The following is a 14,654-nucleotide window of genomic DNA, read 5'->3' on the forward strand; positions in this document are numbered from 1 at the left end:
AATAAAATGGAAAAAGCAGGCTTTTAGTCCTGCTTTTTTGCTATGTCTTTGACTAATTGATATTGTTTACCATTTTGCCGGATTTCTCCTCCACTTTTTCAAAGATTCAACATCAGAAGGTTTTACATAATCTTGTTTCAAAGCTTCGTCTATGAGGTAAGTATAGTTGCTGAGTGTGACTAATTTTAGATTTTTTGCGGCGAAATTTTCGTCAGCAGTTTTAAATCCATAAGTGAATATAGCTATCATCCCTACTACTTCAATTCCTTGCTCTATAAGTGCCTCCGCAGCTTTAATAGAGCTTCCGCCTGTAGAAATTAGATCTTCTAGTACGACTACTTTCTGTCCTTTTTCTATTTTACCTTCTATTTGGTTACCCATTCCGTGTTCTTTAGGCTTAGGTCTGACGTAGGCAAAAGGCAAGTTCATGTAATCGGCCACCAATGCCCCTTGGGCTATACCGGCTGTGGCTACGCCTGCAATGAGCGTGGCATCAGGAAATTCCTTTTTAATGGCTTTTGCTAAGGCTTTTTTAATAAAAGTGCGGGCTTCTACATCCGAGAGGGTTATACGGTTATCGCAATAGATCGGCGAATTCCAACCCGAACTCCATTTGAATGGCTTTTCAGGACTCAGTTTTACGGCTTTGGTTTTTAATAAAAAAGTAGCAATTTTTCTAGCGGTATTCATCTTAATCTTCTTTGTCCTCTGTTTTTTTGGTTACCAGCATCTTATCTATGCGGTTTTTGTCCATATCTACTATTTCAAACTCAAAATCGCCCCATTCAAATGTATCGCCTGTTGAAGGAATTTCTTGTAAAATATGTAAAGCAAAACCACCCATGGTATCAAAACCCGTGTATTCTTTGCGTGTTGGCAAGTCTATTTCGAATTCATTTAAGAAATCGTCAAAAGGCAAGGAAGCATCGATTAAGAAACTTCCATCTTCACGTTCTGTAATTTCAAATTCGAACTCGTTGGTTTCCGAAATATCCCCTACCAAGGCATCTAAAATATCATTCATGGTAACAATTCCTACCACGTTGCCGTATTCATCCACTATAATTCCAAAATGCTTACGCTCTTCTTGAAATTTCTCCAAAACCTGATAGGCATGGTTGTTTTCGGGAATATAAATAGCGGTCCGAAGATTTTCTTCCAATCTCTGCAACTCAAAGTTGAGGTCTTTTCCAAGCAAATCTTTGATATAAAGTAGACCTCGCATATCATTGATGCCATCCTGACAAACGGGATAAACCGAGTGTTTTTTGTCGATAATTTTCTCCTTATTCACCTCAAAATCATCGTCCAAATCCAAGAAAGTCACTTCATTGATATTGGTCATTAGTGATGTAATTCTTCTATCGCCCAAATGAAAAACGTTCTGAACAATTTCGTGCTCTATTTCTTCAATGGTACCACCAGTTGCACCTTCTTGCATCAGTGTTTTGATTTCCTCTTCTGTTACAGAGCTATCATTTTCTTTTAAACCAATGATTTTAAAGATCAAATCTGAAGTTTTGCTCAACAACCAAATAAAAGGGGATGTGATTAGCGAAACAAAAGCCATGGGTTTTACAGCATACATGGCAATTTCCTCCGCTTTGGCCATTCCAATCCGTTTTGGAACCAATTCTCCCAAAATTAAAGTGGCATATGTCAATACCAAAGTGATAAAAAACACAGCGAGTGTTTCAGCATAGGCTGCCAAACCAGCAAATTGTTGAAAAAACGGTATCAAATATCCCTTGAAAGTATCTCCAGAATATATACCTGTTAAAATGCTGATAAGCGTGATGCCAATTTGTACTGTAGAAAGAAATTTACCGGGTGAATTGGCCAGTGCTAATGCTGCTGTAGCTCTCGTGTCGCCATTTTTCGAAGCTATTTCTAATTTAGTTTTTCGGGATGAAACTAGGGCTATTTCAGCCATTGAGAACAAACCATTTAATAAAATTAGAAAAAGTATAATTAAGATTTCCATTAAAAATTAAGATGATTATTCCAATCATCTAGACTGATTTAACTGCAAAGTAACGAAATTTTTAAAATAGATAAAGACGAAACCATTAAAAAATATAAGGCTGAGGGATTTTAATAGATAATTCGATTAATTTTACATTTTTATAAAAAACAGCATGCTCATATTTGTCAATAACAAAGCTATTTCTATCACAGATAATACGCATTTCGTAAAAGACTATTCCAAAAACTTTGATTTTGTTTATGATGTCAAAACAGAAATCATAGAATTTAAAGAGATGTCGGGTAATGTTTTGGTAAAAAATACCAATTTCAGCAATATCCTCAACTTTATTAAATTTGCTCAAGCCAACAAACCCCAAAACCTTGGACATTTGACATTTGAGGTAAAAAATGAAGAGCTTTTCAAACTCAAAATCAAAGACAAACTCCAAGTTATAAAAGCTGCCGGAGGTGTGGTAGAAAACCATGAAGGTAAAATACTCATGATGAAGCGGTTGGGATTTTGGGATTTACCCAAAGGCAAAGCAGATCCCAATGAAAAATCAAAAAAAACCGCTGAAAGAGAGGTTGAAGAGGAATGTGGTGTAACGGTTATTGTAAATGACAAAATATGTACAACATGGCATACCTACATGTTAAAAGGAAAACTGGTTTTGAAACAAACCAAGTGGTATGCCATGAAACTCATTTCTGACAAAAATATGAAGCCACAAATAGAAGAGAACATAGAAGAATTGAGATGGATGGACACTGATGAAGTGGAGGTTGCCCTTCAAAATTCTTATAATTCTATAGCCTATGTTTTGAAAAAATCCGAGCTGAAGATGCTTGTATAATGTTAATGTTTTGTAAATTTGGTTGTTTTTTAAATAACAAAGCGAAAAAGACGTTTTGAGTACAATTTTAAACTTAAACCAGTATAGATTGATGAAAAAAATTCTTAGTATTCTTGTAGCCATTTGTATAACTTTTCAGATGGTAAGTGCACAAACCACAAAGAAAGCCACAGAAAAAAAACCTGCTAAAACCACCAAAGAGGCCAAAACTACCAAAGAAAAAACCTCCGATAAAAAAGAAAAAACTACCAAAGAATCAAAATCTAAAATAGACAAAGATTCCAAAAGTAAAGGTGAGAAAGGAACAAAAACCACCAAAGAAAAGGATACCAAAACCAAAACAGAGAAAGAATCTAAAACTAAGGTAGTTAAAGACGCCAAAACTACTAAAGAATCTAAAACTAAAGTTGACAAAGATTCCAAAACCAAAACGGAGAAAGATTCAAAAACAAAAATTGACAAAGACAGCAAAACTAAGGTAGATAAAACTACCAAAACTACAGATAAAGGTACTAGTAAAACTAAAACCGAGAAAACTACTGTAGACAAAGGTACAAAAACCAAAACCACCGAAACCAAGACTACTCAGGCAGACAAAGGCACACAAAAGAAAGTAGCCGGTGCTGATAAAGCAGTAGGTAAAGATGCAAAAGGTCGAACCATTTATGAAGGACCTAGAGGCGGTAGATATTATATCAATTCTAACGGTAACAAAACCTATGTTCAAGACTAATTAAAATATTTTAAAAAATATTGATAGCCCATCGGAAACGTTGGGTTATTTTTTTTTACTTTTGAATCCTGAAAAACTTTAAATAAATGAAAATACGCATTTTGGTAGTTGGTTGTGGAAATATGGGAACTTCACATGCTTTGGCCTATCATGGATTACCTGAATTTGAAATATGCGGTATTGTTTCTCCCGGCAAAAGTAAAGAAAGACTCAATGAAAAGCTCGGAGGTGGTTACCCACTTTTTGACGACTATTATATGGCACTTTCGGAAACTAAACCTGATGCAGTAAGCATTAACACCTACCCAGACACACACGAAGCCTATGCATTAGCTGCATTAGAAGCTGACTGTCATGTATTTATAGAAAAACCATTGGCTGACACTGTAGCTGGAGCTCAAAAAGTAGCAGAAGCCGCTAAAAGATTGAATAAGAAACTAGTTATAGGATATATTTTAAGAGTTCACCCCTCTTGGGAAAAATTTGTAGAAGTAGCCCAAACGATGGGTAAACCTTTGGTGATGAGAATGAACCTCAACCAACAAAGCCATGGTATAATGTGGGACGTTCACCGTAACTTGATGAAAAGCCTAAGTCCAATAGTGGATTGTGGGGTGCATTATATTGATGTAATGTGTCAAATGACCCGCTCGAAGCCCGTTTGGGTGAGTGCCATTGGAGCCCGAATGACTGAAGATATTCCAGCTGGAAACTACAACTATGGACAATTGCAAATTAGATTTGAAGACGGCTCAGTAGGTTGGTACGAAGCTGGTTGGGGGCCTATGATGTCAGAAACAGCATTTTTTGTAAAAGATGTTATTGGGCCAAAAGGTTGTGTATCGATTGTGGCCAAAGATGCTTCCAAAGCTGGTCAATCAGACAATGTAGATGCCCACTCAAAAGCGGAATCTTTGAAAGTACATTATGCCGATATAGATGTTGCCAATAATTTTACTAAAAAAGACGAATGGATAGACTTTGCTGATGAGCCAGACCACAATGAGCTTTGCAAAAGAGAACAATTGTTTTTCTTAAATGCTATACAGAATGATGTGGATTTGACCGACCATGTAGATGATGCCGTTAATAGTCTTAGAATCGCCTTTGCCTGTGATGAGTCTGTTAAAACTGGCGAGGTAGTTAGACTCTAGTTTCAGTTTGAAACAGTGTAAACCACTGTTGTAGTGTAGGTCTTGACAGGTAAAAGCACAGAAGCTCCTTGTATTCGATATTGTATAGGAACATTATTTTTACCATTAGCAAAACCAATATTGCCATTAAAAAAAGCCTGTGGGCTATTGGTTAGCGAGATGTAAGCGGCTCCTCCATTGGTGGATCCCAAAAAACCTGTTGTTCCTGCTCCAGTCCTTTGAACTTGTAAAGTCAATCCACTGTTCCAATCTGTATCTATTTTGTGCACGGTAACTGCGTAAGTTGAAAAAATCGAAAAACCTGCTATTGAAATTAAAGTTTGATTTGCCGCACTTACAGGACTTAGAGAATAATCCGTGCCGGCTTCACTGATTGTACCTGAAGGAACACTGTAACTCCAACCAGGGCTAGCTGAGATAGTTTGAGCCTCAGCTTCGAAACAATAGCATAATAATAAAATACTTAAAAATATCCTCATCAGTTATCAATCAATGTATAAATAATAGATACTGTACTACTTTGGCTTCTTAGCTGACTATAATTACTTATTGAAAGTGTAAAAGTCAGATTATAGCCGTTTGATGCTCCATTTCCTGTAAAAGCCCCCCCAATGCCATTGATAATAGTTTGGGAGGCGGCAGTAAGGGTGATGGGTGAAACTCTATTTCCTAAAGTCCCCGCTCCAGACCCCGAATATGTACTGGTGTTTAAAACTAAATTCAAACCATTGGGCATAAGGCCAGAAATTTGTGCTGATACCCTGCGTGTTTGACCAGGCGTAACTGCTGACGAAAAATTAATCCATTTAGTATTATTTGAAGCGGTGTTAGAAACCATACTTCCTGCCTCTGTCGGAGCCGTTAAACTCAAATTTATGCTGTTAGCATTTGGCTCGATATCAAGAAGTGCGACACTGGGAAGTGAGAAACTCACCCCAACCGAAGAAGTCTGCCCAAAAGTGTCATTGAGTATCAGTAAAAATATTAATGGTAATAAAAACCTCATTTTTTAGTTATCAATTTGAAATCCTTTCCAGAGAAAAATATTTTTCTTTCTACAGATTTCACTACAAAAGATTCTTGAATTAATTTTTCAGCCCCAATTACAACATTTTTTTCTTGATTAACAACTTCAAACTGCTCTTGTTTACCAGGAATAAAAGCCGAGACGCTCCAGTTACCTGGTTTTATTTCTTTGAATGAAAACTCGTTCTTTTCATTTATTTGTGTAAGGAACGATTCATCTCCATTAGTAAGTTTTACCAAAACTATGGGCAATTTGGAATTGTCTGCTAGTTTTAAATTACGTTCTTCAACTTGAAAATTCACTTTTCCTACTAAACCTCCTGTTTTGAGTAAAGGAATAGTAACTTTTTCTGTTGAATCGGCTTTTACAGAAACTACTAATGGTGTTTTTATTCCTGCAATTATACCTTGCATGTTAGGTCCTCCATTTAGTGTGATATGATAAATATCTGGCTTCAAATTATTAAAATGAAAATTACCACTTGTATCTGTCACCGTTTTATAAGGCCCCATTTGTACAATTACCCCACCTTTCAAAATTCCATCAGACATTCCTACCAAATTTCCCGCTACATGACCAATGTTTTTGTTTTTCCTAACAGGCACGTTGAGTTTTAAAACATATTTTAGCGTAAAAAACAGCGTGTTTTGATTGGAGTTCATACTCAGTGGCACATAGGCTCGTCCTGTTGTTAAACTCAATTGATGTTTTTTGAAATCAAAAAGAAGCGAACCATCCATAAAACTTCTTTTCTCAAAAAATTCGTCTGGAGCATAATTGTTTCTATACATAAAATTGGCATGGACGAAACTTTTGTAATTAAATCTCAAACTCCCTCCATAATAGAAAAGATTTTTTATGGTGTTATCTTGAGAAAATTTACTCGTATTCTGGTGTTCGAAATATCCGCCTAACCAAAACCAATTAGAAATTTTTAAAGAAGGCTGTATCATAGAATTGAAAAACTGCTTTGGTTTCAATTGATCACCGGCAAGTAAATTTTGTGCACTTCCATACCTAAACTGTGAAAAAACTAAAACTTTATCTTGATTTAAACTATATGATAAATTGCTAAAATCTTCTTTGTAATGAAAACTTGAAGGTATCTGACGATCTTCTCGTTCTTGAATGGTATAATTTAGGAAAAATGAATTTTTGTTATTGGGTTGAAAACTTGCAAAAACCATATTGGTCTTGCTTATGGGTGAAGATCTAAATGCCAGAATATCCAAACTTGGGTTAATCCTTGTAAAATTGCTATTAACTCCAATATTAATCTTTTTATTTAAGCTATAACTTATACCATTTATGAGAAGCCTGCTATTGGTGTAAAATCCATGAAAATCTTTACCTGCCGAAATAATTTCGCTGTGCAGATTGAATTTATGAAATTGCAAATTGAATCTATTAAATAATCCCAAATCCCATTTTGAATTTGAGTTGCCCAATGCAACTTCTGTTTCCACACTAAAGAGTTCCTTTTTTATATTTGAAGATACCCCTAGAATATTTGTTCTGAATATAGAATTGTCTTTTATGACATCTTTATTGAAATAATTGAAATTAAACTTTATACTTTCATTTAGACTATAGGCATAATTAAAACCATACGAATCTTTTTGTGAAGGAAGAAATCTTGCTCTTTGGTAAAATACTTGAAACTCTGATTTTGAGATTTTCTGCTCAAACCTTATTCCTCTCCCAAAACGACTGAATTCGATTAGGTTACTGACTCTATTTACATAATCTCCAATCGAAACTTTCGTTGTGTTTTTGTAATCATATTCAAAACTATATTGGTCATAGCTTCCTACTGTTGGAAAATTCAGTTCGTTTGGCCCTCTAACTGCAAAATCAATATGGTGCTTTTCTTTTAAATCTAAAAAACCTTTTCCTTCACCAATATACTGATAGGCAATGGTTGAAACACCTCCGATATTAAAGTTAAGAAAAGAACCACCCACTTGAATAGGAAATCTATAATACGGATCTGTCTTTTTTGAAGAATTACTGTAAACTGGTACGGAAGTAACTTGGTAGATTGGTGTTTCAGAATCAGTGGTAAAAACTTTTAAATCAGCAGAAACATTCCAAGAGTTATTTTCTGTTGCGGGAATTTTTTGTTTGACCTTGACACGTATATTTGAGTTGGCCTCGAGCAAAAGGGAATCGCTATAATTAAATACTTCCCCTCTTGAAGTGGCTAATTTCAACCTTTCGGTGCTATTACCTAGGTTTTGAACCAAATATTCTGTAACTAGGGTATCTCCTTCTCTCACATATTCTGGTTGCCCAATATTAAGAACCTCAATTTTTTTAAACTCACTAATTTCAATGTCAAAAAACTTAGTCATTACGACATTGTTGTTGCTTAAGACTTTAAATTTTGGAAAATAAAATCCTGCAGCGACTGTCTTTGGAGTGGATAAAGTATAGGAATATTTTGTATGATTTGGTCCAACCTTTAAAGTTTTGCTAATCAATATACTCCAATTCTCTGGCAAGTCTAAAACGGCTGTTAAACTGTCGGAAGAAGGATTCGAAACCACAAAAAACAACGTTAGATGGCCGCCAGCTTTAATTACTTTTTCATAATTCGAAATGCTAGTCTCAACCTTACTTTGAGAAAAAGCAGAAAATGATATCAAAAATGTAAATATGTATATTAGATATTTCAAAATATCAAATGTTGTAAAAAGTTATTAGTCGATTTCTATGGATACATTGGCTCCAAAAAGGTCTTTGCTATTATCAGCTATTAGGATACCATCATACTTGCCTTTGGGAAGTTGGTTCAACGCTATCTCAAATTCCCCACAACTTGCAGGATAAATTCGTCTTCTGATGGCCTCAATAACTTTAACCTTTTCTCCTGAAGGATTGTATAACTCAAGAATGACTTTTGTAGATGTCGTATATAATCCATCGTTTTTGATACGCATGTTTAGTACTTTTAAAGAATCGTTGGCATTGGTGATCTTGATATCTTCAAAAGTCAATTTTGGACTATCAACTTGGCCGTAATCGCCAATGATTTGAACTGCATATCTGACTACCGAATTGATATTCATTCCATTAGGCTGTTGTTCCTTTACTGGATCGGCTGCTTCAACCATCAATAACGACCAATAACTACCGTCTTTAAGCGTTGCAGTCGGCACTTCTATATTGTAGTACAGTACATATTCTTCATTTCCAGCTAAAAGCTTTTCATCTACAGCTGTTTTCAAATAAGGACTTAAAGAGTAAGGAAGACTTGCAGAATCTACATAGTTATTGCCCATGCCACATTTCGAAATTAAATCTTGCTTGTAAACCAAGACCCTAGCAGGCTTGTTAGATTCATTTCGTATCTGAATTTTGCCTGTAATTTTTTGACCGCCCACAATGGTGTGTGTGTGAGTAAGTCCATTAAGGATAACGATTGCAGAACTTGCCAAAAGCGATTTTGACAATATTAGGATTAATATTATATATTGTTTCATAGGAAAAGCAAAAAGAAAAAAGAGGTAGATGAGAAGAAATCTCATCTACCTATAATTCAATTAATTATCTACTAAAGTATAAGTAACTGTAACAACAGTTGTAGCTGCTCTTAGATTGCCATAGTTAGCGTCTGCTGCTGTAAATGAGTAGGTCAAATTATGTCCATTACTTGCACCAGAAGCAGTGTAAGCACTACCTATTGAGTTAATCAGCGGTTGGTTAGTAGCCGTTAAAGTAACAGCCGAAGTAGGCGTTCCTTTTGTACCAAAACCTGTTGTAGCGGCACCTGCAACTACTGAAATACCAACTCCAGGAACTGGCGTGTCCAATTTAACATCTACTCTACGAGAAAGAACTACTGTAGCTGGAAGAATAGAAGAATAATTCAACCAAGTATCGGTGTTGTTGGCCGGAACATTGATTTTCTGACCCGCCTCAAGTGGAGTAGGTTGCACAAACGTAGACGTAAAGTTTTTAGATGCCGAAGATTCTAAATCCAATAAGGCAATGTTAGGAATTACAACCGAAATCTGGTGATTGTCAGTACCAGTGTCTTGAGCCGAAACTTTAAAGCTTAAAAAGGTGATTACTGCGATAGCAAGAATTCGTTTCATTTTAATACGATTTTTATTGTTAATTTTTACTTTTTATTGAGTGAAATTCAGAAGAAAACACATCGAATTCACCCAATATTTATTATTAAACGGCTACGAAAATCATGCCAAAGACTTAAGTATTAAATCTTAATTGAATTAAACACGATAGAATATAGTGCATTAATTTTATGAAACGAGTAAGCAAATGGACCCAAACATGTGATAAAAAACACATAAACTACTGTTTATCAATATATTGAATTTATTTTATATCCACTCAATAAATTTCATTCTTATTATCTTTCCCTAAAAAAAAATTTTATAAAATTATTAAATGGTTAAATCTTGAGTCTTAAGAATGCTTTCCATTTTTGGGAAAAAATTCTATTATTAATAAAATGGATTGGAAAATTTATATTTCTCGACAATGTAAATATACCGTGCCAACTTTTTCAAAACCTGTCACAATGTTTAAAATTTTGACAAATGTCAAGTGAATTCTTCCGTTTCATATTAAATGGACACGTGATTAAGTATTAATTTTTTCTATAAGCTGAGAAAAGTCTTCTCCCAGAATCCTCAAGTCCTAACCATACTTATCTAAAAAAAGCAAAATTTACCCCAAAAAGAAAGATTTTGACGGTTTTAATTCATTCAATAATTTAAAATCAACGCCTTAAATTTTTTTAAAAAAAAAGAGAGAAAAGTGCTCTCAAAAATTCCTCATTTTCTCGCTTTTTATGCCCCAAATAAAAATATATCAAAATCTTATCAAAAGGATACAAACTCAAAATAAATTCAAGATTTCCCATGTAAAATAAAAACCACTTTACTTAATATAATAATCTTATTACAAGATACTTATGAAATATTAAATTCAATAAATTAAACAAAATTCCTTAGAGCGACAAAAAATTATTAAACGGTATATACCCCTTACTCCCCCATCCTTTGCTTCGTTGGTTGGTACAGATATTGAGTCAAATCTATCAAAATAGTTATTGAAATATTATCGAAAAATGACAAGAGAAAAATTGACATTCCATTTTTTGGATGAAGAGATAGAAAAGGAAAAAAAATATTGTAAAGAGACATTTCCTAAAATGTCAAATCCAGAAATTAAAATATTCCTAGAACTATAGTTTGCAAAAGGCTAGAGAAAAAAAATGAGAATTGAAGAATAAAATTGAATTGTATAAAATAGATGAATAAAGTATCTAATAAAATGAGCTTACGTTTTTTAATAAAATCTGCAATTGCAATAGGCTTAACATTGGCAATGGCAGATTTGTTAACCAATATTTTGTATGGAGATAAAACTTCTCTTTTATTGAACTCCATAAAACTCATTTTCTATGACTTTGGAATAGCTGCATTGATTGTTTTGGTATTGAGCCCATTTTTTCTGCTTTTATCGAAACTTAATTTTTTGTTAGCCAAATCCCTCATTTACACCATTGGCTTTATTGTTTTAATATCCAGCCTTTTACTGAATAAATACTATGCCACTACCCATTTAACACTTGGAAGCGATTTGTATGGCTACTCGATTAGCGATATAAAAATGATTGTAAGCACATCCTCAGATGTCAGTCTTTTATCATTTTGGCCAATATTTTTATTTGTAGGGGTTTTCATTGCTGCTTTTAGATTTCTTATAATTAAAGAAAAACAAAAAATTTGGTTTGGTGCTTTTTTATTACTCGCTATTGGGTTTTGTACTTTCGAATCATTCTCTAAAAAACCTGTACAGTCTAATCTTTCGTTTTTTGTAAAAGACAGTTTGCATTACCTACAAAGCAGCAAAAGTGCTAAATCAGTGACTTGGGATACCACCAACCCCTACCCTTTGCTCAGAGACAATAATAAAACCGTGGACTTATTGGGCAAGTATCTAAATCTAAAACCCACAAAACCAAACATTGTAATGATTGTGGTGGAAGGATTAGGGAGAGACTTTTCAGGAGACGATGCTGAATATCCTGGCTTTACTCCATTCTTAGATTCATTGGCTAACCAAAGTCTGAGCTGGACAAATTTTGTAAGCAATGCCGGAAGATCTTTTGGTGCTCTGCCGTCAATTTTGGGTTCTTTGCCTTTTGGAAAAAATGGATTTCTCGATTTAGAAACACTGCCCGACCACATTTCCTTGATAAATCAGTTAAAAAAATCGAATTATAAAACGGCCTATTTCGAAGGTGGAGACGCAGATTTTGACCGAAAACTGAAATACCTCATGCATGAGGGAATGGAAAGTATAGTTGATGACAATAATTACGGTACCGAATATAAAAAGTCCACCTCTAAGGACGGCTTCTCATGGGGATATCCTGACTCCGAGATTTTCAGAAAAGCATTGAACGACATCAAACCTATTGATCAGCCAAGGTTCGACTTAATATTAACCATCAGTAACCACGAGCCTTTTGTGTTTAATGACAAGGAAAAATTCATGGCTATGGCAGAAGAAAAGTTGATCAACAGCAGCATGAGTGGTAATAAAAAAAGTGTTTTAAATAAATATAAAGACATAATCGCTGCACTTCTTTATACGGATGCGAGCATCAAAGAGTTCATTCAAAAATACAAATCCAACGCAAATTATGAAAACACAATATTCATTATTACGGGAGACCATAGATTGATTCCTATTCCTCAAAAAGATGAAATCTGCAGGTATCATGTACCCCTGATCATACATAGCCCAATGCTCATCAAAGCTGAAAAGTTTAAAGGGATCAGTTCGCACATGGACATTATGCCGAGTGTTTTGGCACTGATCAATAACAAATATGGCGAAAAGCGTATAGATAAAGTCCCATGGATTGGAACAGGCTTAAGTGAATCTTTAGTATTTAATAATCAAAAAGATATTCCATTGTCTAGGTACAAAGGGGCGGTTAAAGATTTTGTATCGGGTAATAAATTCCTGAGCGATAAAACTTTATATGAAATTGACGAAAAGTTTGAGCTATCAGAAATAAGTCAAGGAGAAGAATATGAGAAAATAGAAAACAAGCTCGCTCAGTTCCAAAGAATCAATACCTATGTGACTCAAAACAACAAGATTATTCCAGCGAATTTGGCGGATAAAAAAACTAACAGCCAGTCCTTTACAAAGGAACAACTGGTGATTATTGACAAACACTTAAAGGCAAAAGCAGAGGAAGATCCATTTATGATAGCCCGTGAAGTTGCTTTTAAAAAACAGTATGATGATGCTTTGTTGTTGTGCAATTATATCATAAAAGACAGTCCGAATCATTTTGATTGTCGCACTTTGAAAGGCAGAATTTACGCTTGGAATGGTGATTTTGAAAATGCAGAAACTGAGTTAAAGGGCGTAATTGATAGAAGTCCAAGATATAAAGATGCCTATAGTGCCATTTTAGACTTATACTGGTGGAATGATAAACCTCAAAAAGCCAAAGAACTCGCGAAAAAAGCCAAGGAAAATATCAACGATGATGCTGACTTCCAAAAGAGTGTAAAAATGGCCATGGCAAGGTTCGATAAGTCAATTTAGAAATAAAAACAAAATAGAAATTAGAAAAAAAATAGTCAAAACAACATGCAGAGAATTTTGAAAATATGGGTCTTGGGTCTTTGTTTTTCCTCAACAGGAATGGCACAGATTCGTAGTATTGATCCTGACTCGGCATTTGTTGAAGCTAGAAAGTTGGCCTTTGATGGCAAGAGAAAAGAATCTATTGCTCTATTAAAAACCGTATTATTTAAATATCCCAACTACGATGAAATAAGGCTTTTTTTGGCATCCGTTTATAGCTGGGATGAGCGATACAAATCTGCCAAGGCTGAATATCAAATTTTGATAAATAAAGATAATACCAACATTGACTTCTGGGTGCCTTACATAAAAAATGAAATCTATGATGACGAACCTTTGTCAGCCATAGAGTTGGCCAAAAAAGCAATGCAAATCTTGCCTGACAAATCGCAATTGGCCATTTTGAAAGCCACTGCTGAAAAAAACAACAATGAGTTGCAAAAGGCAATGCAATCTATCAATACATTTTTAGAGAAATATCCCGATGACAAAGAAGCGATTGCTTACAAAGAGAATATTAAAGAGAATTTAGTATCTAACCACATATCTGTGTCCTACTCTGCAGATATCTATAGTGAGATATACGACCCCATGCACTATTACACCGTGCAATATGGAAAGTTGACCAGCAGAGGCAGTATTATAGCCAGATATAACCTCAACAATAAATTCAAAACTTATGGTTCTCAGTTTGAAATTGACGCTTACCCGAGCATTGCCAAAGGCCTTTACGGCTATTTAAACCTAGGATACGCTAAATCCTCGATTTTCCCATCTTGGAGATTTGGAGCTCAAGTGTATAAATCTTTGCCCAGCAGTTTCGAAGTTTCTGCAGGAATAAGGTCTTTAAAATTTGGTGATGATTTTACCCATATTTATACGGGTTCAGTTGGGAAGTATTTCGGAAGTTCGTTTGCATTTGTGGTTCCTTACTTTATAAATAGTGCCGAAGGCTGGAGCAAATCTTCCACATTCACTTACCGAAAATACAGAGCCAATGCCGACCAATTTTTTGCAATTTCAGGAGGGTTTGGATTTTCTCCTGAAATAAATAGGTTTGGCTTTGACAATGCTTATGAGCCAATAGTAAGCTTGAAATCTCAAAAATTTGATATCAGCAATAATTTTAAACTCATTAATAATAAAAATGTGATAGGTGCAGCTTTGTCATTCGTCCGGCAAGAAAGTGTATTTGATCCTGGAAAATACTTTTGGATATTTTCGTTTAGGATCAATTCGATAGTCGGATTTTAGCTCGTCACGTTATC

The 14,654-nt window shown here is 34.8% G+C and carries 12 protein-coding genes; 5 read left to right on the plus strand and 7 right to left on the minus strand.

The features are described from left to right. Nucleotides 1–66: 66 nt before the first annotated feature. Together pyrE and EGI24_RS21530 are read right to left on the minus strand one after the other, a co-directional pair. On the minus strand, nt 67–690 hold the full coding sequence (pyrE, locus tag EGI24_RS21525) for an orotate phosphoribosyltransferase (protein ID WP_255050706.1): 624 nt from the start codon (nt 688–690) through the stop codon (nt 67–69). Between the two features lies 1 nt (nt 691). Further along, entirely contained in the window at nt 692–1,984 is a 1,293-nt protein-coding gene (locus tag EGI24_RS21530) for a hemolysin family protein (RefSeq protein WP_255050707.1), read from the minus strand. Nucleotides 1,985–2,138: 154 nt separating this feature from the next. Here EGI24_RS21530 and EGI24_RS21535 point away from each other — a divergent pair, with 154 nt between their 5' ends. The 3 genes from EGI24_RS21535 (at nt 2,139) to EGI24_RS21545 (ending at nt 4,709) form a co-directional block, all read left to right on the plus strand. After that, on the plus strand, nt 2,139–2,822 hold the full coding sequence (locus EGI24_RS21535; protein ID WP_255050708.1) for an NUDIX hydrolase: 684 nt from the start codon (nt 2,139–2,141) through the stop codon (nt 2,820–2,822). A 91-nt stretch (nt 2,823–2,913) separates the two neighbouring features. Continuing rightward, nucleotides 2,914–3,555: a hypothetical protein gene (locus EGI24_RS21540; protein ID WP_255050709.1), complete on the plus strand. Its 642-nt coding sequence runs from the start codon at nt 2,914–2,916 to the stop codon at nt 3,553–3,555. Nucleotides 3,556–3,641: 86 nt separating this feature from the next. Next, nucleotides 3,642–4,709 carry a Gfo/Idh/MocA family protein gene (locus EGI24_RS21545; RefSeq protein ID WP_255050710.1) on the plus strand — a complete coding sequence of 356 codons (1,068 nt, stop codon included), beginning with the start codon at nt 3,642–3,644 and terminating at the stop codon, nt 4,707–4,709. Nucleotides 4,710–4,711: 2 nt separating this feature from the next. Here EGI24_RS21545 and EGI24_RS21550 read toward each other — a convergent pair whose 3' ends face one another. The 5 genes from EGI24_RS21550 to EGI24_RS21570 all read right to left on the minus strand — a co-directional run bounded on the left by EGI24_RS21550 (nt 4,712) and on the right by EGI24_RS21570 (nt 9,836). Continuing rightward, nucleotides 4,712–5,188: a hypothetical protein gene (locus EGI24_RS21550; protein WP_255050711.1), complete on the minus strand. Its 477-nt coding sequence runs from the start codon at nt 5,186–5,188 to the stop codon at nt 4,712–4,714. Continuing rightward, nucleotides 5,188–5,715: a hypothetical protein gene (locus tag EGI24_RS21555; RefSeq protein WP_255050712.1), complete on the minus strand. Its 528-nt coding sequence runs from the start codon at nt 5,713–5,715 to the stop codon at nt 5,188–5,190. The genes EGI24_RS21550 and EGI24_RS21555 overlap by 1 nt, the downstream gene beginning before the upstream one ends. Further along, on the minus strand, nt 5,712–8,414 hold the full coding sequence (locus EGI24_RS21560; protein ID WP_255050713.1) for a hypothetical protein: 2,703 nt from the start codon (nt 8,412–8,414) through the stop codon (nt 5,712–5,714). The genes EGI24_RS21555 and EGI24_RS21560 overlap by 4 nt, the downstream gene beginning before the upstream one ends. Nucleotides 8,415–8,438: 24 nt before the next feature. Then, on the minus strand, nt 8,439–9,191 hold the full coding sequence (locus EGI24_RS21565) for a hypothetical protein (RefSeq protein ID WP_255050714.1): 753 nt from the start codon (nt 9,189–9,191) through the stop codon (nt 8,439–8,441). Between the two features lie 90 nt (nt 9,192–9,281). Further along, nucleotides 9,282–9,836 carry a hypothetical protein gene (locus EGI24_RS21570; protein ID WP_255050715.1) on the minus strand — a complete coding sequence of 185 codons (555 nt, stop codon included), beginning with the start codon at nt 9,834–9,836 and terminating at the stop codon, nt 9,282–9,284. Nucleotides 9,837–11,022: 1,186 nt separating this feature from the next. Between EGI24_RS21570 and EGI24_RS21575 the strand changes: the two genes are divergently transcribed. Together EGI24_RS21575 and EGI24_RS21580 are read left to right on the plus strand one after the other, a co-directional pair. Next, nucleotides 11,023–13,344, plus strand: coding sequence for a sulfatase-like hydrolase/transferase (locus tag EGI24_RS21575; RefSeq protein WP_255050716.1), 2,322 nt, complete (start codon nt 11,023–11,025; stop codon nt 13,342–13,344). Between the two features lie 45 nt (nt 13,345–13,389). Further along, on the plus strand, nt 13,390–14,640 hold the full coding sequence (locus EGI24_RS21580; RefSeq protein WP_255050717.1) for a YaiO family outer membrane beta-barrel protein: 1,251 nt from the start codon (nt 13,390–13,392) through the stop codon (nt 14,638–14,640). Nucleotides 14,641–14,654 lie beyond the last annotated feature (14 nt).

Origin of the sequence: Lacihabitans sp. CS3-21 (assembly GCF_024343675.1) — a bacterium.
Taxonomy (GTDB): domain Bacteria; phylum Bacteroidota; class Bacteroidia; order Cytophagales; family Spirosomataceae; genus Leadbetterella.